At 69.2% G+C, this 21,424-nt stretch carries 21 protein-coding genes, 1 tRNA gene and 1 other RNA gene; 14 read left to right on the forward strand and 9 right to left on the reverse strand.

The window, feature by feature from the left end:
* Positions 1-63 precede the first annotated feature (63 nt).
* Positions 64-741 (forward strand): DUF998 domain-containing protein, encoded by a 678-nt coding sequence (locus AB0B86_RS19560; protein ID WP_357403820.1) that lies wholly within the window; start codon positions 64-66, stop codon positions 739-741.
* Here AB0B86_RS19560 and AB0B86_RS19565 read toward each other — a convergent pair.
* Both AB0B86_RS19565 and ffs read right to left on the reverse strand, forming a co-directional pair.
* The gene (locus AB0B86_RS19565) at positions 738-3,842 is read right to left on the reverse strand and encodes a DNA polymerase III subunit gamma and tau (protein ID WP_357403818.1); all 3,105 of its coding nucleotides are present in this window, start codon (positions 3,840-3,842) and stop codon (positions 738-740) included. The genes AB0B86_RS19560 and AB0B86_RS19565 overlap by 4 nt on opposite strands.
* Before the next feature lie 181 nt (positions 3,843-4,023).
* Positions 4,024-4,113, reverse strand: an RNA gene (gene ffs, locus AB0B86_RS19570) — signal recognition particle sRNA small type.
* An 82-nt stretch (positions 4,114-4,195) separates the two neighbouring features.
* Here ffs and AB0B86_RS19575 point away from each other — a divergent pair.
* Positions 4,196-4,280, forward strand: a tRNA-Ser gene (locus AB0B86_RS19575).
* 1,210 nt (positions 4,281-5,490) lie between these two features.
* On the opposite strand, the gene AB0B86_RS19580 is transcribed toward AB0B86_RS19575, so the two are convergent.
* Positions 5,491-6,153, reverse strand: coding sequence for a pentapeptide repeat-containing protein (locus AB0B86_RS19580; RefSeq protein WP_357418904.1), 663 nt, complete (start codon positions 6,151-6,153; stop codon positions 5,491-5,493).
* 268 nt (positions 6,154-6,421) lie between these two features.
* On the opposite strand from AB0B86_RS19580, the gene AB0B86_RS19585 reads away from it, so the two are divergent.
* A complete protein-coding gene (locus AB0B86_RS19585; protein WP_357403814.1) occupies positions 6,422-7,258 on the forward strand; it encodes a class I SAM-dependent methyltransferase in 837 nt (278 codons plus the stop codon).
* Positions 7,259-7,358: 100 nt separating this feature from the next.
* Here the strand turns inward: AB0B86_RS19585 and AB0B86_RS19590 are convergent, their stop codons facing one another.
* Entirely contained in the window at positions 7,359-7,601 is a 243-nt protein-coding gene (locus tag AB0B86_RS19590; RefSeq protein ID WP_357403811.1) for a flavin reductase, read from the reverse strand.
* Between the two features lie 199 nt (positions 7,602-7,800).
* On the opposite strand from AB0B86_RS19590, the gene AB0B86_RS19595 reads away from it, so the two are divergent.
* Complete coding sequence (locus AB0B86_RS19595) at positions 7,801-8,568, forward strand: helix-turn-helix transcriptional regulator (RefSeq protein ID WP_357418907.1); 768 nt, start codon at positions 7,801-7,803, stop codon at positions 8,566-8,568.
* Entirely contained in the window at positions 8,559-8,750 is a 192-nt protein-coding gene (locus tag AB0B86_RS19600; RefSeq protein ID WP_357418910.1) for a DUF397 domain-containing protein, read from the forward strand. The genes AB0B86_RS19595 and AB0B86_RS19600 overlap by 10 nt, the downstream gene beginning before the upstream one ends.
* Before the next feature lie 65 nt (positions 8,751-8,815).
* Here the strand turns inward: AB0B86_RS19600 and AB0B86_RS19605 are convergent, their stop codons facing one another.
* A complete protein-coding gene (locus AB0B86_RS19605; RefSeq protein WP_357418913.1) occupies positions 8,816-9,439 on the reverse strand; it encodes a DUF1349 domain-containing protein in 624 nt (207 codons plus the stop codon).
* 135 nt (positions 9,440-9,574) lie between these two features.
* On the opposite strand from AB0B86_RS19605, the gene AB0B86_RS19610 reads away from it, so the two are divergent.
* Positions 9,575-10,132, forward strand: coding sequence for a hypothetical protein (locus AB0B86_RS19610; RefSeq protein WP_357418917.1), 558 nt, complete (start codon positions 9,575-9,577; stop codon positions 10,130-10,132).
* 146 nt (positions 10,133-10,278) lie between these two features.
* Positions 10,279-10,773, forward strand: a complete 495-nt coding sequence (locus AB0B86_RS19615; RefSeq protein WP_357403801.1) for a hypothetical protein — start codon at positions 10,279-10,281, stop codon at positions 10,771-10,773.
* A gap of 99 nt (positions 10,774-10,872) precedes the next feature.
* On the opposite strand, the gene AB0B86_RS19620 is transcribed toward AB0B86_RS19615, so the two are convergent.
* A complete protein-coding gene (locus tag AB0B86_RS19620; protein ID WP_357418919.1) occupies positions 10,873-11,322 on the reverse strand; it encodes a hypothetical protein in 450 nt (149 codons plus the stop codon).
* 314 nt (positions 11,323-11,636) lie between these two features.
* On the opposite strand from AB0B86_RS19620, the gene AB0B86_RS19625 reads away from it, so the two are divergent.
* The 3 genes from AB0B86_RS19625 (at position 11,637) to AB0B86_RS19635 (ending at position 14,265) form a co-directional block, all read left to right on the forward strand.
* Positions 11,637-12,110, forward strand: a complete 474-nt coding sequence (locus tag AB0B86_RS19625; protein WP_357403797.1) for an SUKH-4 family immunity protein — start codon at positions 11,637-11,639, stop codon at positions 12,108-12,110.
* A 515-nt stretch (positions 12,111-12,625) separates the two neighbouring features.
* Entirely contained in the window at positions 12,626-13,780 is a 1,155-nt protein-coding gene (locus AB0B86_RS19630) for an XRE family transcriptional regulator (RefSeq protein ID WP_357418923.1), read from the forward strand.
* Positions 13,780-14,265: a DUF4411 family protein gene (locus AB0B86_RS19635; RefSeq protein ID WP_357418926.1), complete on the forward strand. Its 486-nt coding sequence runs from the start codon at positions 13,780-13,782 to the stop codon at positions 14,263-14,265. The genes AB0B86_RS19630 and AB0B86_RS19635 overlap by 1 nt, the downstream gene beginning before the upstream one ends.
* A gap of 65 nt (positions 14,266-14,330) precedes the next feature.
* Here the strand turns inward: AB0B86_RS19635 and AB0B86_RS19640 are convergent, their stop codons facing one another.
* From AB0B86_RS19640 to AB0B86_RS19650, 3 genes are all read right to left on the reverse strand, one after another.
* Positions 14,331-15,272 (reverse strand): NAD-dependent epimerase/dehydratase family protein, encoded by a 942-nt coding sequence (locus AB0B86_RS19640; protein WP_357418929.1) that lies wholly within the window; start codon positions 15,270-15,272, stop codon positions 14,331-14,333.
* Between the two features lies 1 nt (position 15,273).
* Positions 15,274-16,761 carry a helix-turn-helix transcriptional regulator gene (locus AB0B86_RS19645; RefSeq protein ID WP_357418932.1) on the reverse strand — a complete coding sequence of 496 codons (1,488 nt, stop codon included), beginning with the start codon at positions 16,759-16,761 and terminating at the stop codon, positions 15,274-15,276.
* 73 nt (positions 16,762-16,834) lie between these two features.
* Entirely contained in the window at positions 16,835-17,248 is a 414-nt protein-coding gene (locus AB0B86_RS19650) for a helix-turn-helix transcriptional regulator (protein WP_203174341.1), read from the reverse strand.
* A gap of 345 nt (positions 17,249-17,593) precedes the next feature.
* Between AB0B86_RS19650 and AB0B86_RS19655 the strand changes: the two genes are divergently transcribed.
* From AB0B86_RS19655 to AB0B86_RS19670, 4 genes are all read left to right on the forward strand, one after another.
* Positions 17,594-17,842, forward strand: a complete 249-nt coding sequence (locus AB0B86_RS19655; RefSeq protein WP_357418937.1) for a DUF6284 family protein — start codon at positions 17,594-17,596, stop codon at positions 17,840-17,842.
* The gene (locus AB0B86_RS19660) at positions 17,842-18,216 is read left to right on the forward strand and encodes an RRQRL motif-containing zinc-binding protein (protein WP_357418940.1); all 375 of its coding nucleotides are present in this window, start codon (positions 17,842-17,844) and stop codon (positions 18,214-18,216) included. Before AB0B86_RS19655 ends, AB0B86_RS19660 begins: the two co-directional genes overlap by 1 nt.
* Positions 18,213-19,004 (forward strand): ABC transporter permease, encoded by a 792-nt coding sequence (locus tag AB0B86_RS19665; RefSeq protein WP_357418942.1) that lies wholly within the window; start codon positions 18,213-18,215, stop codon positions 19,002-19,004. Before AB0B86_RS19660 ends, AB0B86_RS19665 begins: the two co-directional genes overlap by 4 nt.
* Positions 19,005-19,099: 95 nt before the next feature.
* A complete protein-coding gene (locus AB0B86_RS19670) occupies positions 19,100-21,283 on the forward strand; it encodes a cell division protein FtsK (RefSeq protein ID WP_357418945.1) in 2,184 nt (727 codons plus the stop codon).
* Positions 21,284-21,424: the final 141 nt, after the last annotated feature.

The raw sequence follows: 21,424 nt of genomic DNA on the forward strand, positions 1-21,424 counted from the left end.
CTACCCCGAACCGGCCGCCTGGTGGTAGTGCGCCCACGCCCGCCGCACTGGTCTGCTCGTGGCATGAATCTCAACCGAACCGGCCGGATCGGCGCGCTGTGCTGGCTCGCGGCGGCGCCCATCTTCCTCGTCGCCAGCCTGATCACCGGGCTGCGGTGGCGGGAGCCGACCTACAGCTGGGCCACCCACAACATCAGCGACCTCGGCAACGCCCACTGCGGCGTCTGGGACACCACCAGACCCCGCTACGTCTGCTCGCCCTGGCACCCACTGATGAACGCCGCGATTCTGGCGACCGCCGTCCTGCTCGCCGCCGGGCTGGTGCTGACCTGGCGGCTCCTCGGCCAGGGTGGCGTGGTGCGCTCGGCGCAGGTCCTCCTGCTGCTGGCCGCCGGCGGTTACGCCCTCGCGGCCGTCTACCCGGCCGACGTCGACGAGAACCTGCACGTCCTCGGCGCATTCCTGATCATGGTGTTGGGCAACATCGGGCTACTCCTCGCCGGGTTCGCACCACCCGCCACGACGCTCGGACGATGGCGACGGCTCACCCTCACCGCCGGGCTCGTCGCACTTGCCGGGACCGTGCTGTTCGTCGCCCAGCAGGGCCTGGGCATCGGGGTGGGCGGCATGGAACGAGTCGCCGTGTTGCCCTTCCCCAGCTGGGCCTGCTGCCTCGGCGTCCTGCTCGCCGAGCGGCCTGTCGTCCAGGCGTCGCACGCCCGGTCGACAGTGGCGAACTAGCGGGCGTCGACCTCGTCGATCTTCTCGGCCCCGAACGTCTCGCGCAGCAGCCGTACCGCCTGCTCCTCGCTGGACTCCCGCGCCGTCTTCTCGTCGATGATCTCGTCCAGCGGCTCGTCGCCCGGGTCGAACCCCTCGTACACCGGGGTCGCCGCGCCACCCGGCCGACCGGCCCGCGCCGGGCCGTCGAAGTCCGGGTCGTAGGGCGGCTCGCCGGCCCACTCGGCGTCCGCGACGGGCCGGGCCGCCGCTCCGGTACGCGCACCGCGCCCCGCCGCCGCCGCGCGAGCCGCGGCGATGGCGCTGCTCACCGGGGCACCACCGGCTGCCGCCGGCTGCCGGGCCGCCGGTGTCGGGTTACCCCGCCCACCCGGGTTGCCGCCGCCGGCCGCCGGCTCGGGGCGACCCGAACCGCCCGGTCCACCACCGTTCTGGCCACTGCCATTGGCGTGACCGCCGATCGGGCCGCCGCCGTTCGCACCGCCACCCTGGCTGCCGCCGCCGTTCGGGCCGCCGCCGCTCGGGCTGGTCGGAATCGACGCCGAGCCGGGACCGCCCGGTCCGGCATCAGGGCCCGAGGCGTTCCCGGCCGACCCGCCACCCGGACGGGCGGCCTCCGGCCAGTCCTCGTCGTCGGTCGCCTCGGCGGCGGGTGCGCCACCGCCCGGGCGGGCCGCCTCCGGCCAGTCGTCCTCGTCGTTCGCCGACGCGACCGGCTGCGCTGCGCCCGGCCGGGACGAAGCGTGCGCGGCGGGCGGCGTTCCGCCCTGCCGACCCGAACCGGGCGCACCGGGGCCTGCCCCGCCCCCCTCGGCACGCGCCCCCACGCCTCCCGGCAGGCCACCACGGGCACCCGAGTCGGCAACACTCGTCGAGTTCGGCGCTGTCACCGGGCCGGCGGCGCTGCTCGGGTTCGGCGCGCTGGGCGTCGCTGTCACCGAACCAGCGGCGCTGCTCGGATTCGGCGCGGCGGACGGTGCGCTCGGCCGGCCGGCAGCGGCCGACGGGTTCGGCGCGGCGGACGGTGCGCTCGGCCGGCCGGCAGCGGCCGACGGGTTCGGCGCGGCGGACGGTGCGTTCGGCGGGCCGGCAGCGGCGTTTGCGTTCGGCGCGGCGGTGGGATTCGTCGCGGGAGCCGGCGCGGCGGACTGGGCGCGCTGGGGGCCGGACAACGACACGCCACCGCGCTCACCGGCGACCTCGCAGCGGATCTGCCAGCGCCCGCCCAACTCCTCGTAGAGCGCGTCGGTGAGCACCGCCGCATGATCGGCCATCATCTTGGCCAGCACCGTTGACTTCACTGTCAGCACCAGCATGTCGCCGTCGAGTTCACGCACCACGGCGTCGCGCATCAGGGCGGCGATCCGCTTGTTGGTCCGGTTTACCTTGCCGACCACGTCGGGCCAGACGCGGCGGACCGCGACGGCGTCCAACGCGGCGGCCGGCGCGCCCGGTCGGGGTGGCTGGGGCGTGGCCGGGTCGGGCAGCACCGCCGACGGTGGCACCACCCGACGGGGGGCCGGCCCAGCGGGCGAGACGGGTGCCGGCCCGGTGCCGGCCGACGCGCCCGGTGACGCCGGGATCGGCGAGTCGGCGGCCGAGCCGTGCCCGGCCGGTACGCCGGACGTCGGACCGTACGAGGCCGGTGCAGCGGACGTCGGACCGTGCGAGGCCGGTGCACCGGCGGTCGGGGCACCCGGGACCGGGCCGGGCGAGGCGGGTGCGCCGGGGACCACGGCAGCCGACGCGGGCGCACCCGGGACCGCAGCGCCGGGGGTCGGGGACGCGGCCGGTTCGACCGCCCAGGGCGGTGCGGAGGTCGGGGCGTTCACTGGTGCTGGATGTGCGGCAGCCGGGACCGGGGTGCCGGGCTGTGGGCGTACTCCCTGGTGGGTGGGCGGAGCGGAGCCGGCGGCGGCCGACGGCGCGTCGGTGCCGCCCAGGGTGAGCCGACGTTCCATCCGTTCGAGGCGTTGGAGCAGGCCGCCGGTGGAGTCGTCCACGCCGGGCAGCAGCATCCGGGCGCAGATCAGCTCCAGCAGCAGGCGGGGCGCTGTGGTGCCGCGCATCTCCACCAGGCCGTCGTGCACGATGTCGGCGCAGCGGGAGAGCGTGGCCGAGCCGAGTTGTGAAGCCTGGGCGGCCATCCGCTCGATCTGGTCGGCCGGGCCGTCGATCAGACCCTTCGCGGCGGCGTCCGGCACCTGCTGGATCACGATGAGGTCGCGGAGCCGCTCCAGCAGGTCGGAGGCGAACCGGCGCATGTCGTGCCCGGCCTCGGCGACCCTGTCGACTGTGGCGTACGCGGCGGCGCCGTCACCGGCGGCCAGCGCGTCGCACATCTCGTCGATCAGCGCCGAGTCGGTGACCCCGAGCAGCGAGACGGCCCGGGCGTAGCTGACCCCCTCCGGGCCGGCGCCGGCGATGAGCTGGTCGAGCACGGAGAGGCTGTCCCGCATGCTGCCACCACCGGCGCGCACCACGAGCGGGAAGACCGCCGGCTCGACGGCGACGCCCTCGGCCTGGGTGAGCTGCTCCAGGTATGGGCGGACCACCTTCGGCGGAAACAGCCGGAACGGGTAGTGGTGGGTCCGCGACCGGATCGTGCCGAGGACCTTCTCCGGCTCGGTGGTGGCGAAGATGAACTTGACGTACTCCGGGGGCTCCTCGACCAGCTTGAGCAGGGCGTTGAAGCCCTGGGTCGAGACCATGTGCGCCTCGTCGATGATGTAGATCTTGAAGCGGCTGTTGGCCGGCGCGAAGAAGGCACGCTCGCGCAGCTCACGGGCGTCGTCGACACCACCGTGGCTGGCCGCGTCGATCTCGATCACGTCGATCGAGCCGGTGCCGTCGGCGGCCAGCGAGCGGCAGGACGCGCACTTGCCGCACGGCTCGGGAGTGGGGCCCTGCTCACAGTTGAGCGAGCGGGCCATGATCCGGGCGCTTGTGGTCTTGCCGCAGCCGCGAGGGCCGGAGAAGAGGTAGGCGTGGTTGAGCCGACCGCTACGCAGCGCCTGCGACAGCGGCTCGGTCACGTGTTCCTGGCCGATGACCTCAGCGAAGGTACGCGGCCGGTACTTGCGGTAGAGCGCCAGCGTCACTCGTCCCGCCTCCTCTCGACCGAGCCATTCTGCGCCGGTCGGGCGCGGGTGACCACCCACCCCGCCGGGGCGCCTGGGCCCTCGGGCTTGATCGACTCGGCTTCCTGGAAATCGGGGTGTCCATGTGCCCGGGATGCCCCGACATCAGGGATGTCGAGTGGATCAACCGGCCCACAGACAAAAAGGCCTCCCGTGCACCCGGCAGAGCTCGCTTATCCTTGCTGCCTTCCGGCCCTGGGGAGGTTCACGAGATACCGCCGCACGGGAGGTGCCGCCAAGCCTACCCGACCGCCCGTCGATCTTCAGGGGGTGGTGGGGTGGCCCGGCCGACGGGGGCCTGTATCCTGGCTCGCGGAGGATTCGCCTAGAGGCCTAGGGCGCACGCTTGGAAAGCGTGTTGGGTTTACACCCTCACGAGTTCGAATCTCGTATCCTCCGCTCGCCTCACCAGGCAAAGCATGAGGGTCGGCCCCGATCTGGGACCGGCCCTCACTCGTCTGTGGTGCCACGTCGTCTCAGTTGCCGTCTCAGTACGCGTCTGGAGGCCGCCCAATCCGACCACCGAAGCCAGGCGCAACCCACCTGGCGATCAGCCCACCACCTCCGCCATGGTGCAGCCGGAGCGGAGGGAGCTTGAGCGTAGGCACCAAGGCCGTTCGGCAGGGAAGCGCGATCGTTACTGCGGCGCGGTTGAGGAAGCCCTGCCTGGTCCGATTGCTCGCTCGGCGACTTGACTGCCAGTTCTTTGATCTCGTCCGGCAGATGGTGCATTAGTTCCAGGCTTCGAACGTGTTCATCGCCCACAATGTCGGTAACACGTAGCGAGAATTCAAGGCGTCGCAGTCGGCGTATCGTCCTGAGGTTCATCCTTACCAGACGTTTGCCCTCTCGCGGTCCGGCAGCTGGCACAAGAGGCGCGTTCTTCGCCAACCACAAGAGTTCAAAGTCAGACCCATGCGAAAGGCCGAGATCACCCAGGGCTCTACGTAACTCAAGGGGCGAAACCCAAGAGGAAGTGGAGAAAGTTCCGTCCGGGAGAACGAACTCGCCCCTATATGTAGCCGAGATCACCGTTGCGACGCCTGGGCCAGCGTTGAACATGTACGCCTCCCAGTAGTCGCTCTTCAACTCCTGCTCTTGGTCAGCACCCTCCACAGAGAAGCCTATCGACGGGCGGTGGGTTCTCGCGAACTGGGCACGAGCAAGAAGTAGACCGGCCAGAGCAGCGGCGATACTGGCCAGCGTCTCGGGTGGCAAGATCGTGAGGCGGTATGGCCACTCGGATCTCGTCTTGTCGCCAACATTTGCTCGAATCACCTCCCAAACGAGAAGGGTCAGCAGTAACAGCAGAACGGCCCAGGGAACGCCAACAAACAAAGGAGACCTTTTTAGCACCCGTTGTTGACTTGCTCCGCCGGTCCGCCCCTCCGGCCACCGTTCGCCCATGAACAGCACCGTACACAAGTCGGACCACTCGAGGACCCTTGAACAGGTAGCCGTGCAGGGAGATATCAGAAAAACGCAAGCGGGGCTAATCAAGGCCACCCTCGCCATTCGTCTTATTTGCCGCCTTCACCCCAGAAGAGGCCGCCGAACTGCTGGGCAATGTCGCGGCGCACTGGTCGGTTGAGTCGTCGCTGCGCCAGCCTCAGCCCAGCACCTGGACGCCCTGCGCGCCCTGCGCCGAGAGCCACCGTTCGAGTTCGGCACCGCCGAGGGACCGGGTCGCGGCCTCGTTGACGAAGACCGGGCCGACGACGGCCCCGGTCGCGCCGTCGAGCTGGCAGCCGAACATCCGCGCACCGCTGAGCACCGTCGGCATGCTCGGGCCGCCGAGGGTGCACCAGCGCAGGCTGGCGTACTCAAGGTTGGCGCCGCGCAGGTCCGTCTTGTAGAGCTTCGCGGAGTTGAGGATCGCGCGACTGAGATCGGCGTCAGCCAGCACCGCGTCGTCGAGGTGCGCCGCGAACAACCGCGCCGAACCGAACCGCGCCGCATCCGCCGCGCAGCCGACCAGGTCCGCCTTGGCCAGGTCGGCACCGGAGAAATCCGCGCCCTGCGCCTCGGCATTGCTCAGGTTGGCGTCGCCGAGGTTGGCGGCCTCGAACCGCACCCCGGCCAGCTGGGAACCGGCGAGGTAGGCGCCGGCCAGGTCGAGCCGGCTGAGGTCCGCGCCGCGAAAATCAAGAGAGTCACCCGACAGGTACGCCCCGACCGACGAGTCGGCGAACCATTCCGTAAGCGCTGCCCGAGCGTCGGGGCTGTCCGGCCACCGAAGAACGTCGCCGCTGGTCCGCATGTACGTACTCATCCGTCGAACACCACCCTGCCGTCCTACGCCGGAGAAAGGGTCCGCGACCCACTGCCGCACATCGGCAAACGCGCTCGCCGACCGGCCGGCGTTCACCACTGGCCACGCCGATCGCACCGCCCGGATCCAGCAGCCCGCCCGCGGGTGGCACCTCGGCAGTCATGTGTCCCCTCGGTCGCTCAAGGTGATCATGTGAGCGGACGGAGATTAACATGAGCCGCCCGTCGCAACTGTCCAGGCGAGACGCTGCTGTGGTCTCATCGACGTCGTGACCGAGGCGACGTGGCAGTGGGACGAGACCCTGTACGCGGGCAGCGCCCGCCACTACAGCGTCGGACGGATGCCCTACCCGCCAGGTCTCGCCGACGCCATCCGTACCGCGCTCAACCTCGACGGCACCGGTCGACTGCTGGACGTGGGCTGCGGACCCGGATCGTTGACGCTGCTGCTCGCGCCCCTGTTCGAGGCGGCGGTGGGCGTCGACGCCGACCAGGACATGCTCGCGGAGGGGCGGCGCAGAGCTGACGGCGTCGGGGTGACGAACGTCGAGTGGCGACACCTGCGCGCCGAGGCCCTGCCCGCCGACCTGGGTACCTTCCGGGTGGCCACATTCGCCCAGGCGTTCCACTGGATGGACCGCCCGCTCGTGGCGCGTCAGGTCCGCGACATGCTCACGCCCGACGGGGCCTGGGTGCACGTCGGCGCCACCACACATCAGGGCGTCATGGGAGACGACCCGTTGCCGTACCCCCGGGCACCCTGGCCACAGATCGACGAGCTGGTCGCCAGTTACCTGGGGCCGATCCGCCGGGCCGGGCAGGGCTTGCTCCCGGCGGGCACCCCCTCTGGCGAGGCCGAGATCATGCGCGGGGCGGGCTACGCCGGCCCTACCCGGATCACCATCGAACAGGGGATCGTGGTGGAACGCTCGGTGGACGAGGTCACCTCGGCGGTGTTCTCGCTGTCCAGTTCGGCACCGCACCTGTTCGGCGACCGACTCCCGGCCTTCTCGGCGGATCTGCGCCAGCTCCTGACGACGGCAGCACGGGACGGCCGCTTCGCCGAGCGGCGACAGGACATCGGCGTGACGATCTGGCGACCCTGACAGTCGCCCGCGCACGGCACCGGGCCCAGCGGCGCCGACGTCAGCTCAGCCACGGAAGCGGCCTCAGAAGGCAACGACCGGGCCAGGGGACAACGTCAGCTCAGCCACGGCAACGGGCCCAGGAGAGGAAGCGTTCGCTCAGCCGGGCGGGGTCCACCTCGGGTAACTGTTCGCCGGCTTCGGCCTGGAGCGTCGCCAGGTAGACGGTCAACGCCAGCCGGTCGTGCCGATACTCGCCGAGCAGCCGTAGCTTCGCCGCCGAGCACGGCCAGGCGATGCCGCACGCCGCGCAGCGCCAGGTGGGTCGGGTCGGTAGGTGGTTCCGGTGGCGACGGCGGGGCATGGGCGGGCTCCTTCGCTGTGGAAGCGGGTCGCCCCGCCCTCCCCGCCGGGGCGACCCGCTGACTGACGCCCACCGCCGGGCTGCTGCGCCTCCACCGGTCGCGCCGTCTTCTCCAAACCACTCTCGGTTGCGTCACGGGACAGATACACCGCGTAGCGATATGGTCCTCAGATATTCGAAACATTTCGATGGAGGGGCCGTGAACGACGCGTTGCGGGTGGCGCTCAGCGACACCGGGCACACCACCGAATCTCTCGCCGAGACCGTCGGCGTCGACCCGAAGACCGTGGGGCGGTGGTTGACCGAGGGGCGCATCCCGCATCCCCGGCACCGCCTGGCGGCGGCCGAGGCCCTTCGCAAGGACGTGTCGGACATCTGGCCGGACACTTCAAGACGTCGTGACCCCATTTGGTTTCGTCCGTGGCAGGAGATCGAGCGGGAGGCGGTGTCGCTGCGGTGGTTCGAGTCGACCGTCCTGCCGGGGTTGTTGCAGACCGAGGCGTACGCCAGGGCGGTGCTGAGCGGCGCGGGCCTGATCCCTCGCGGCGAGATCGAGCGGCATCTCACGGTCCGGCTCGGCCGACAGGGCGTGCTCAAGCGCGACGACCCGCCGCAGTTCACGGCGGTCGTCGACGAGGCGGTCATCCGTCGCCCGGTGGGCGGCGGGTCGACGATGCGCGAGCAACTGCTGGCCGTCGTCGCCGCGTGCGCCGAGCCGCACATCCGGGTGCACGTCGTGCCCAGCGCGGTCGGCGCGTACGCCGGGCTGAACGGGCCGTTCGTGATCGCGCACAGCCACGACCACCGGGTCGCCGGCTACCTCGACAACCAACTCCAGGGACAAGTCGCTAGCGACCCCGAGGACATCGCGGCCATGATGGCGGCATGGGAGAACGTGCGCGGGGAGGCGCTGTCCCACTGGCAGTCGGTCGACCTGATGAGGGAAGTGGCGGAGTCATGGAGCTGAACGGCGCCCGGTGGCGTAAGAGCAGCCGCAGCAGCGGCAACGGCGGCGCGTGTGTCGAGGTCGCCGACAACCTGCCCGGCGTGGTCGGCGTACGGGATTCCAAGGACCCGAACGGCCCGGCGCTCACCTTCGCGCCGACGGCCTGGCGGGCGTTCGTGAGCCGGCTCGCCACGCGAAGCTGACCGAGCCCCGACCCGTCGTACACATGTTCTATCCACAGGCTGTGGACGGCGGTGTCGGGCCTGCGTCAGGAGCCGTCGCGGAGGTCGGCGAGGCGTTCCGGTCGGAAGCTGACCTCCTCGAAGGTCACGCTGCATCCGTCGCCGGTCGGCGACTGGCCGGCGAAGCCGATCCGATCGCCTGACGTCTCGCCGTCGAAGCCGAACACGCGGATCAACTGCCAGGTCCGCCCGTCGACCGAGGCGTGGTAGGCGTAGACCCGACCGATCCGCGAGACCCGCAGCCACACCGTGCGGTCGGCCACCACGAAGGCGTTCGCGTCGTCGGCGACGCCTCGGCAGATGACGGACACGATCATGGGCTCACCCTTGGGTGAGAACTCGAAGCACAACTTGCCCCAGCACCGCTCGTCGCGCCAGAGCAGGAGCACCCCGGCGTCGAAGGTCGCGGCGAAGGCCACGCTGACCCGGGCGCTGAACTGGAAGTCGCCCTCCGGCGGCAGGTCGGCGAGCAGTGTCGCCGCGTTGAGGACGGGTGCCGCGTCGTCGCCGCCGCCGGGGTCGATGAAGATGTCAGTACGCGGCTGCGCCGACACCGTCACCGCCCCGGAAGTCTCGTCCACCCGCCAGAGCCCCTCGGGCGAGGGCACGAGCGGCGACGGCATACCGGGGACTGTCAGTTGGTCGACCATGACCAGGACGGTACAACGGGTCCCGGCAGCGAATCCGCCGCCGCCGGCCGGGTACGGTCCGGGAATCGACGACGACCAGCCCCGCTGGCGTCGTACACATGTTCTATCCACAGGCTGTGGACGGCGGAGGGTTCGATGACTTACCAGCTCAGCGCGGTGGTCGCGGACGTCGAACTGCTCCGTGAGCAGACCGCCGAGCTGGATCACGCGGTCCTCGGCGAGCTGCGCCAGGATTTCGGGCTGTTGCCGGTCACGCCGCAGTTGGTGGTGGAGCTGACCGGGTCGTTGCCGGATTTCGCGACGGACGACCGGAGCGCCGAGCACCCGTTCGGTCTGGTGCTGTCGCCGACGCTTGCCGAGTTATTGACCCGCTGGTCAGAGGCGGGGCCGGTGGCGTACCTGGAGGCGGAGTTCGGCGGTGGCGTCGGCTGCCAGTCGGCGGCGGTGTGGCTGGGTGGAGCGCTGTCGTGGGGTCCACACTTCGACGACGTGCTGGACGCGCCGCGTGGGCAGTGGCCGATAAACGCGGCGCTGACCCGGCTCGGTGTCGAGCCCGGCGAGTGGATCGACCCGTTCGCCGAACTGGGGTTGCACCTGGAACGGAACACCGACGGCTGGCTGGCGCACGGACGGCGTCGCCTCAGCGCCGACTACTGGGACGACCTGGTCGAGCAGTGGGAGGAAGACCGCTGACCGCCTCGGCCGTCCGGGCCAACCATCGCGACGCGCCCCGCAGCCGCTCAGAAATACACGGACTGGCAGCAACCTGAACGCCCGCGTTCCGTTGGGGACTGGGGGATTCCATGAAATTGCGACAATTTGCGTTTATTGCCACGCTGATGACGGCTGCCACGATTGCTGGCAGTGGAGTGCCGCCGACCGGGGCGATCCCGGACGGCCGGCCCGCCGGCAACGTGGAGATCATTGACCTGAACGGCCTGCGCAACATCGAGTTCGGTGACACCGAGGAGGAGCTGACCCGACGCGGCATCCTGCTCACCAATCTGGACGCCTGCGGGCCGACGCTCGCCGGCCATGACACGGTCAGCCCGGTCTTCGTGGAGGACAAACTGGTGCTGCTCTGGGTCGGCGACCCGATGCGGACACCGGAGGGCATCACCGCCGGCTCGCCCATCGGCCAGGTCTGGGCCCGCTACCCGCTGGTCACCCGACTGCCCGCTCCACAGGGGACACACCGCCTCGACGGGCTGCTCGCCCGCCGCGGCGACCGCGCGTACCTCTTCCTGCACGACGGGCGCACTGTCCAGAAAACCATCGCCGGGTACGCCGACTGGGCCCGCCGCCTCTTCGAGGAGGGAGCGGGCCCGTGCTGACCAACCGGCCGCCGTATCCAGTCGGGCGACGACATCAGCGCAACGACTCCGCGGCCGCGTAACCGGACCACGTCGGCCAGTGCGCCCACCACCGCCACATCACGGCTGAGGCCGTTCCCGGCGCTCAAGCGGGGGAACCTTGACGGCGTGTACGGCATATCCGCCGACGAGGATCGGATACCGGGGCCTCACTTGCGAGCCCGGAGGAAGGTCCGTCTCGGGATCGATGCAGCCGGTGGGCGGTGGCTCGCTGCCGTTCGTCGCCTGGGCGTCGACGATCTGATCCGGCCCCCGCCCGCCATCGATGATCTTCACATAGAAGCCGTGGTTCTTCGCAGCACCCTGCCCCTCCGGGACGATCGCGGTGAACACCGCAACGTTTCCGGTGACCCGCAGACACGTCACGTCGGCCCATCCCTGCGCCACGAGCGTGCCGTCCGCCCGTTCGTGCCGGTACCGAAACCGACCGTGCGCCGATCCCTCGGAGGCCGATACGGCGTGGACGCCGAACCAGATCCGGTGCCCCTCGGTGTTCGGCTCGTCGTACACGAAATGTCCCAACCCGACGACAGCCGACCACCCCGCGGCAGCGTTGCTCGTGCCGGGCCGGGCCTGGGCGGTGGTGGGCGCTGCCAACAGCCCCGCCACCGCAACCGCCGTCAGTGTCGTCGCCCGCAAACCAGATCTGAACACGTCGTTCCTTCCGCCCACCCGTCGCTGACGCGATTCAGCATCACCACCTGCGGAACCGACCAGATCCCTCCGATGAGCCAGCCGCGTCCCCTCCGCAAGGGAGCCGGCGCGGGTACGCGCTCAACCGAGGTGCCCCCCGGCCAGCGGCGGCGCTCGATAGATTGCCCGCCATGGCATCGCTGCACGAGCTCGACTGGTGGGAGTCGCTGTCGCCGGAGTTGCGGGACCGGCTGGCCAGCGTCGACCTGCCGGAATCACTGCGGCTCGACGAGTACTACCTGTTTCTCCTCGGCCCGGATCTGACCTTCCGGGACGGCCTGCTGCGATTCGGCTACGCCACCGCCGGGTTGAGCGGCGAATTCTGCCTCGATCCGGGCACCGGTGCCGTGCTGATCATCGACGACCTCCCGTCGCGGACGTTCGTGAACTCGTCGCTCGACCTCTACGCCCGCTCGCTACGCCTGGTCGCCGATCTCGCGCCAGCGATCGTCGGTGGCGACCCGGACCGCTGGGAAGACGCCAAGAACGAGATGCAGCGACTCATTGAGGAGTGGGACGCGCCGGCGATGATCGTGGACAGCTACTGGGACTTCATCTCGTGGGACGTCGCCGCCGGCAACTTCGCCGACCAGTCAGACCTCTGAACCGGGCCAACCTACCGAGAACGCCCGGCAGATCCGCGAGGATCGGCCGGGCGTTCTCGCACTTCAGAGCGGTGGCGGAGGGATTTGAACCCTCGGAGGGCGTTAACCCTCACACGCTTTCGAGGTCTGCGACCACCCGTACAGCGTGGGCCGACACAGTACGTGACCTGCGTCCATCCACCGACCTTGTGCCCCTACGGACGACGACGTACAGCCCTGAACGAGACCACAACCGAGACCACGGGTCCGCTACCCGCAGGCTGGCGGCCGGGAGGGAGGTGGACTCCCGTGTGCGGCCGTGCCGCCCCATGGGTGCCTCGCCGCTCGGCCCCGATCAGTGCCCCTGTGGTGCCTCTCGCCTGGCAAAGCAGAGGCGTCGACACCGAAGACGTGCAGCTTTTGAGATGTTCTGGGTTCCGCAACGTGACCACTTGGGTACTTAACGTAGAAGGCTCGATCGGCTAGGGTAAGACGTTGTCGGTTCGATTCGAATGCGGTCAGGAGAGGAACCAGGCATGCCTACGCGGGTCAATGTCGCGCCTGAGATGCTCCGCTGGGCGCGTCAAAGGTCACGATATTCCATCGCGGACTTGGCAAATCGGTTTCCGATGCTTGCGCAATGGGAGGCGGGCTCAGTGAAACCGACAATGAGGCAGCTAGAGAACTACGCGCAGGCGACCTACACTCCCGTAGGATTCTTCTTTCTGCCAAGCCCGCCGGAAGAGACGCTTCCCGTACCTGATTTTCGGACTTTCCGTGACGAAAGAAACCGGAACCCCACCCCCAACCTACTGGACACGATCTACGCCTGCGAACAGAGGCAGGAATGGTACCGGGAATACGCCGAGTCCCACGGCTATAGGCCCGCGCCGGTAGTCGGAAGCATGCATCTCGCAACACCCCCGGAGACAGCAGCAAACAGCCTGCGTGACTCCCTGGGGTTCAGCCTTGACATTCGCTCCGAATTCCCCACATGGACCGACGCGCTCCGTGGGCTATCGGAGCACGCTGAACGCCAGGGCATAATGGTGATGACCAGCGGCATCGTTGGGTCCAACACTCACCGCAAACTCGATCCAAAAGAGTTTCGTGGATTCTCACTTGCCGACCGCATTGCACCGCTGATCTTCATTAACGGGGCAGACACCAAGGCTGCTCAGATCTTCACGCTAGCGCACGAGCTGGCCCACATCAGCCTTGGCGGATCTGCGATCTCCAACCAGGATCTTGCGCATATCGCCAACGGTGACCGCACAGAGCGGTGGTGCAACGAGGTGGCCGCCGAACTCCTGCTTCCCTTGGCGTCCCTGCGAAGGGAATTCGCCGCAAGCCATAACCTGCCTGCGGAGCTACAACGACTAGCTCGGTTATACCGAGTGAGCACACTGGTCGTGCTGCGACGCATTTTTGACGCAGGATTCCTGCAACAACGCAACTTTGATCGCCTCTTCGAAGAGGAGCTGGAGCGAGTGCTTGCTCTGATGAAGAGGCAGTCATCCGGCGGAAACTTCTATACAACCCTTCCTGTTCGGGTAGGCAGACGCTTCGCCCGATCAGTTGTGGCCGACACTCTTGAGGGCGGCACCCTCTATCGCGACGCATTTCGACTTCTTGGCTTCAAAAAGACATCGACCTTCGAGCAGCTCAGCGAGAGCCTCGGGGTTGCCTAATGTATCTAATCGATACGAACGTTTTCATAGACGCGAAGAACCGATACTACCCTTTCGACATTGTGCCGGGGTTTTGGGATTGGCTCAAGTCTGCCCACTTGAGCGCCAAAATCTACACGGTGGAGGCCGTCTACGATGAAGTGGTGTGCACCGCAGACGAGCTATGCGACTGGATCAAGCGGATGCCGAAGTCATTTACTTTGCCAGCCAGTGATATCGGCGCGGCATCGCTTACTAGGCTCAGCGAATGGGCGAACAGCTGCCCTCAGTATACGAGGGCGGCCGTTTTTGAGTTCCTAGGCGCGGCCGATTACTTCCTGGTTGCGCATGCCCATAGCATAAGCGCGACAGTGGTAACGCATGAAAGGGCGGGGACAGGTTCGCGCAACCGAGTCAAGATTCCAGACGCTTGTGAGGCAGTGGGCGTAAGTTGGATGAACCCGTTCGACATGCTGCGAACCGAACAGGCAGCATTCAGGCTCTAGGACCCGCTGGTTCAGGGGCGCAAAAGCCCGGCTTCTACCGCCCGCGTGACGTGGCTAGCCAGGAGCTAGGCAACCGGCCATGCCTCCCAAGCATCCGCGAGAATCTCGCTCAGCTTGGATCTCCCTGGGGTCCAGCCAAGAACGGTGTGGGCGCGGTTGACGTCGGCGATCAACACCGGCGGTTCAGGCTTAGGTGGCTGACGGCGGACGGTCACCGGGTGGCCGGTGATCTGTTCGGCGGTGGCTACCACGGTGGCCATGCTCGTTCCGGTGCCTGAGCCAAGGTTGATGGTCTGGCTGGTGCCTGGTGTGCAGAGGGCCAGGGCGAGCCGCACCGCGGTAGCGACGTCGGCCACGTGCACGAAGTCCCGCACTGCCGCCCCGTCGCCGTTGAGGGTGACGTGGTCAAGGTCTCCGGTAATCGCGCGGAAGACGTTCGGGATGATCCGTGCGCGGTCGGTGTCGGTGACGCCGTCGACGGCTCCGGCGATGTTGAAGGGCCGGAAGGTAACCGCCCCGATGGCTCCGGTCGCCGCATACGCCGCGACCATGTGCTCAGCCGCGACCTTGGACGCTGCGTACGGGCTCTCGGGGTGCGGGTCGAGGTCTTCGGACAGTGCGCCGTGGTGCTGCGACCCGTAGACGATGTTGGTGGAGGCGAAGACCAGAGAGGCTGGGGCGGTGGTGGTCCGCGCGGTGTCTAGGGCCATGAGCAGGTTCAGGGTGCCGACCGCGTTGACGTCGAAGTAACCCAGCGGGTCAGCGAACGAGTCCCGCCCGCTTGTCAACGCCGCAAGGTGTACGACTCCGTCGTACCCGCCCTCCTGGACGATCTCGAAGACCCGCGTACGGTCCCGGATGTCTCCCGTCACCAGCTCGACGCCGGACGGTGCGGTGCGGTCACCGCGGCCTCGGCTCATGACCGTGACCCGGTGCCCGGCGGCAAGCAGGTCGCGGGCGACGGCGCGGCCGAGAAATCCCAGGCCACCAGTTACCAGTACGTGCACGTCAGCTTCTCCCCAGGATCGTGCGGCGGTGTTCCCACGCGAGTTCGAGGCATCCGGCCGCCGCCGGGGCCAGCCGCCCGCTGGCGGTCAGTTCGTCGATGGTGTGCCGGGTGAACGGCAGCGCCGAGGTTGGCCGTACCCGCCCGGTCTTGACCACAGTTCCCTCATCGTTGGAATCGACCATGTCGGCGAACAGGTGGTCATAGGTGGGACCGTCGTACACGGCGACGGTCAGAATCTCGCCCCAGAGGGTGAGTGCGTCCAGCGCGACGCCGAGGCAGAAAACCCGGACCCCGCCGGAGGTGTACGCGCGGTCGAAGGCTGCCAGCGGTTCGGCGCTGTAGTCCGCCGGTTCGCCGTCGCCGCCGTGCTCGGCACTGCCGAGGAATTCCTCGCTGTACTCCCGCATCATGTTGCGCCACAGGTCGAAGTCGGCCACTTGGGCGGCAGGCAGGACGCTCGATGGCTGGAACACTCCCGCCGGCATGATGTGCAGCATTCCCCCGGCTACGGCGACGTTGCCGGCTGCGCGGTTGTGCAGCACGAAGGACGCTCCGTCGTCGTCTACCCGCAGGGTGAGCGTGTCGGTTGACGGCGCTGTCGGTCGGCGGCTGGGCGTGAACGGGTCGCCCACGAGTCGCCGGAAGCCCAGGTTTCGCCAGGATGCCGGCAGGATGCCGCTCCCATCGCCGGCTACGTGGTACATGGCCATTTCGTGTGCGAGCGCTTCCGAGACATCGACACCGCCGAAGTACGTGCCGGTGGTGAACGTGAGCGCGTGGTCGGGCTGGCTCCAGTCGACTCCCGCAAGGTGCCACGCGAGCCGGTTCTCAAAGAGCCGCGGCTGTTCAACGTCCCGCAGGGCGAGGCTGTATCGCTGGTGCCGCCGCCCGTCTGAGGCCAACGGCCGTACGCCGGCCGCAGCGTCCTCGGTCCCGGTGACGAGGGGACCGGTTCCCTCCGGGGCGAGCCCGATTCCGAACTGCGCCAACTCGATCGGAGTCGACGGCAACCACTGCGGCGCCGCAATCAGGCCGCTGTCACCTAGGCGGTGCTCCACGTCATAGAGGCGCGCGGCCTCGCGTGCGAGCTGCACACGGTGAACGTTCAGCTTCCGCCGGACCGCACGCCACTCTTCCTGGCTGTCCTCGGCCTGCGGGTGAGACACCGGATCTTGGTAGATCGCGAAACCTCCGGAATCGTTCTCGGGACTGTCGCGCTGCTGGGGCGTGACGCGCTGCCTGGTTAGTCCAAGATCTTGCACAGAGACGCCGAAGTGCTCGGCAAGGAGCTGCCGGTAGAGCGCGGACGGATACGTGATCCCTCGCTCCCACCTGCTGACCTGATTGGCGGTTACGGCCAGTCTCTTGCCGCGCGCCACCCCCAGGCGGTTCAACCCATCCGCCACGTCCTGCTGAGTCTCGCCCGCCGCGTCGCGGAGGTTGTACAGCGCGAGATTCGGGGTGGCGTCCCTGGCGTGAGCAGGCACAACGGCCCTCCTTCGCTGGCGTAGACACCTGCCGACGCGCAACCGCGCCTAGTCGATGCCTAGCGGACGGCGGTTACCCGGCTGGTGAACGGCGTTCGGATGCGCGTTCGGAACTGGTGTCCTTATCGCCATGACCGACATCGACCGCCATCCGCTCTACGGCATCCGCGAGCCGCCGCACCTCGGCGTGCAGCTGGTCCAGCCTGGCGAGTACCAGCGACGAACTGTCCGCCCGCCCTACTCCCCCGCCACTGTCCGGCGGCGTGGCCCCGGTCAGCACGGCACGAAGATAGTCGTCCGGCCAGCCGAGAGCCTGCGAGATCGCGGCGAGCGTGCGCGCCGACCGCTTGCGGGTCGCGGTCGCCTTCTGCAGCTCACGCAGGGTGGCAACCGACACCTTGGACCGCTCGGCCAACTCCTGTTGCGACAGCGGCAAATCGGCCATCCGGCCGTTGATTGCGCTGGCCACAGCCTGCCAATCCTCCACCCGATGCCTCCCTGTCTGACTGCTTGATCCGCTGATCCTAGTCCTCCCACCTCGTTGACACCGCACAACTTCAGCGCTAATTTTAGCGCTGAAATCAGCTACGCCGGCCGGATGGTCCGGGGAACGACGGCACGTAGTTGCCGAACGCCCATGGGTCGCCGGATCAGGTCGTTATTTCTCAACTTCACAGCGACAGGAATGAGTACGCGTAGCGCTGCTGAGCAGCATCTCTGCCTTGAGCCACTTGGTGGTCGACCCCGGTAGGTCCCGGGCGAGCGGGGCGAGTGAAGCGGGTTGCGCGTACTGCATGACTTCCCCACTGCAACGACTCCCCGGAGGTTTTCCGTGCGGAACCGACTTGCCCTCATCACCGCCGAACCGACCGTCGCCGACCTCGCCGCGATCGACGCGGAGTGGCCGCTGATCGCTGCCGAGCTGGACCTGTTGGACGCCGAGATCACGCTGCTCTACGCCGAGGATCACGGCGGCCCGTCCCGGCTGGACTGGCGGCGGCTGCGCCGGGCCGAGGCCCGCGTCACCCGCGCCGCCACCGAGACGACCGTTACCCGTACCGACCCGCGCCGCGCGGCCTGATGTCGCGCATCCGCGCCGCCTACTTCGATCCGGACGGCACGCGGTACGGCATCCCCACCTACTGGTGGCAGGGTGCCCCGCCCGGCTACGCCACCCGCCGTCAACTGACCGCCGCCGGCCTACGCCCCGGTGGTCAACCCGTCGCCGCTCAGGTGCTCTGGCACGGGGTCGGCGGCACCCGGACCGCGTACCTGTACCGGGTCGACCTGGCTTCGCCGAAGCGCACCGCGACCCCCGCGCAGCGCGCCGCGATCGGCAAGGCGCTCACGGCCCGCCGGACCTGCCGTACCTGCCACCAGGTGCGGCCGTACTTCATTCCGCGCTCGCTGGGCGAATGCCTCGCGTGCGCCTTCCCCCAGGAGGACGCAGCATGACCGCCCCCACCATCAACGGCACCCGCTACCCCCAACCGATCGAGGACCTGTTGCCCGCCGCCCGCGCGTTGGACCTGCCGGACGGGGAAGCGTTCCCGTCACGGAACCGGCTCATGCGGGAGTTCCGCATCGGCGCACCGAAGGCCGGCGAACTGCTGACGCTGCTCAAGGCCGAGCCTGCCGCGCCGCCGGCCGACATCAGCGACCCGGCTACCTCGGACCCGGCACCCGCGCCGGCCGCACCCGAGGCCACGCCGCCGGTCGTACCGGACCCGACGCCCGCGCCGGAGATCACGCCGGCCGAGCCGGTCGAGCAGGTCGCGCCGGTCAGTCGCCCGGACACGCCCGCCCCGCCCGCGCTGGCCCGGTCGGCGGTGGTGTGGCCGGTGGTGCTGCTGGCCCTGCCGGCGTTCGTCGCGATCTGGTCCGGGTGGGTCGGGTTGGGCGGACTCACCGGATTCGGCATCGTGCACCCGCTACCGGGCATCTGGGACAGCTTCTCCATCAACAGCGCGATCACGCTCCCGATCGGGGTGGAGACGTACGGCGCGTACGCGCTCTACGTGTGGCTGTCCGGTCGGGTGCCCGAGCGGGCACGGCGGTTCGCCAAGTGGTCCGCCCTCGGTTCCCTCGCCATCGGCGCACTCGGGCAGGTCGCCTACCACCTGTTGGAGGCGGCCGGGATCACCTCGGCCCCGTGGTGGATCACCACCGCCGTTGCCTGCCTGCCCGTCGCGGTGCTCGGCATGGGCGCTGCACTCGCGCACCTGGTGCGCACGCACGACTAGTTCCGCCCGGCGGCGCGGCCCCTGGCTTCCCAACCTGCGCCGCGCCGCCGGCCCTCAACCCCCGACCCTCACGGATCAGATGGAGGAACACCATCATGACGTCCCCCAACGGAGACGACCGTTTCGACTGGCACGCTGCCGAGCGTGACCTGACTGACCCGGCCACCGGCCCAGATGCCGAGGTGGTCGACCTCGACGCGGCGCGCGCCGCCCGCACCCCCGACCCTGACGACGACGGTGGGCCGGTGCTGGTTGACTCGCCGGACGCGCAGCGGCCCCCGCGGTTCACGCTCGACGGCGTTCGCGCCGGGCAGCGGCGGCCGATCCTGCCGGCGTGGTTGCGCTCGCGCGCCGAGTTGCGCGACGTGATGCGGTGGGCGGTCGGGCACCTGCTGCACACCACCGGCTACCACGCGACCCGGCTGCCGAAGTACGCCGGCAAGCTGGCGTTGCGCGCCCCCGGTGGCGCATGGCGGATGGTGGCCGGGGCGACCCGGTGGCTGTTCGACTGGGAAGGTGAGCCGCACCGGCAGGCCACCTCCACCAGCAAAGACGGAGAGCTGTACCTGAAGCTGTCCAAGCAGCGCGATCGGCGGGTGCGGTGGCGCGGCATCGTCGTCACGTTCAGCCTCGCGGTCATGCTGGCCGGTGGCGTCGCCGTGGCGCTCGCCCCGTTGTGGGCGCGGTGGGCGGTGCTGGCGCTGCTGGTCACGCTGTGCGGGCTGCTCGGGCAACCGGCCGACAAGCCGCTGTTGGACACCGCCGTGGTCGTCCCGCGTGTGGCGCGGCTGACCTCCGATGTGGTGGTGCGCGCCCTGGCCGTGCTCGGAATCTCCGGTATCAGTCAGGCCATCGCCAAGCAGGGGCACCGGGCGATCGGCTTTACCGCGCCGATCGTGCGTGACGGCCCCGGCTGGCGGGCGGACATCGACCTGCCGCCCGGCGTGACGGCCGGGGACGTGATCGAGCGCCGCGACCGGCTCGCCGCCGGCCTCACCCGCCCGCTCGGGTGCGTGTGGCCGGAAGGGCAGCCGGAAGTGCACCCCGGGCGGTTGCTGCTCTGGGTGGGCGATCAGGACATGGCCGCGACCAAGCCGGCCGTCTGGCCGCTGCTCAAGGGAACGGGCGGGTTCGACCTCGGGAAGCCGGTGCCGTTCGGCACCGACCCGCGCGGGCGGGTCATCTCGTTCGAGCTGCCCTACACCAACGTGCTGATCGGGTCGATTCCCGGCTACGGCAAGACGGCCGCGACCCAGGTCCCGCTACTGGCCGCAGCGTTGGACCCGTACGCGGAGCTGTGGTGCTTCGACTTCAAGGGCACCGGCGGACTCGACCCCCTCGAAAAGGTGTCCGCCCGGTACGCGTCAGGTCAGGACGACGACACCGCCGAAGAGGGCTTGATGGCGTTGCGGGAGCTGCGCAAGGAGTGCCAGCGCCGCGCCGCGATCATCAAGGGCCTACCGAAGGCGGTGTGCCCGGACAACAAGGTCACCCCCGAGTTGGCCCGGCGCAAGAAGCTGGGTCTGCACTGGCTGGTGGTGGCCCTGGATGAGGTGCAAGAGCTGTTCTCGCACGCGACGTTCGGCAAGGAAGCCGGCGAGTTGGCCGAGAAAATCATCAAGCTCGGCCGCGCCCTGGGCGTGATCCTGGTCGTGGCGACGCAGCGGCCGGACGCCAAGAGCCTGCCCACCGGCGTGTCGGCGAACGCAGGGACGCGGTTCTGCCTGCGGGTCATGGGTCAGATCGAGAACGACATGATCCTGGGCACGTCGGCGTATAAGAACGGGATCCGGGCGACCATGTTCGCCAAGAAGGACAAGGGTGTTGGCTACCTGGTGGGCGCGGCCGACGACGCGCAGATCGTGCGCACGTTCTACATCGACGGGCCGACCGCCGAGAAGGTCACCGAGCGGGCGCGTGCCCTGCGGGAAGCGGCCGGCACGCTGACCGGCCATGCGATCGGGCAGACCCCGGCCACCCCGGCGGCGCGGCGAGACAGCCTGCTCGACGACATCCTCACCGTCCTGCCGGCAACTGAGCCGAAGGTGTGGGCCGAGACGCTGACCGAGCGCCTAGCCGACCTCAACCCGGAGGCGTACGGGGACCTGACCCGCGATCAGCTCACCGCCGCGCTCAAGCCCTACGGCATCACCACCGGGCAGGTATGGGGCACCGACCCGGCCACCGGCAAGGGCGCGAACCGGCGCGGCATCGACCGCGCCGACATCACCGACGCGGTTGCGGAGCGTAACAAGCGCCGAGGTGACAAAGCCGCCTAAGGCGGACAGCGATCGGCCGCTAGGTCTAGCACCACCCTCCGCTAGACCTAGCGGCCCCGCTAGCAACCAAACCCAATCCTGGCCAGCGCCCTAGTTCCTAGCGGCGTCAGCCTCACGCACCCACATTTCGGCCTGTGGAGG

Source organism: Micromonospora sp. NPDC049047 (assembly GCF_040649135.1).
Taxonomy (GTDB): Bacteria; Actinomycetota; Actinomycetes; order Mycobacteriales; family Micromonosporaceae; genus Micromonospora.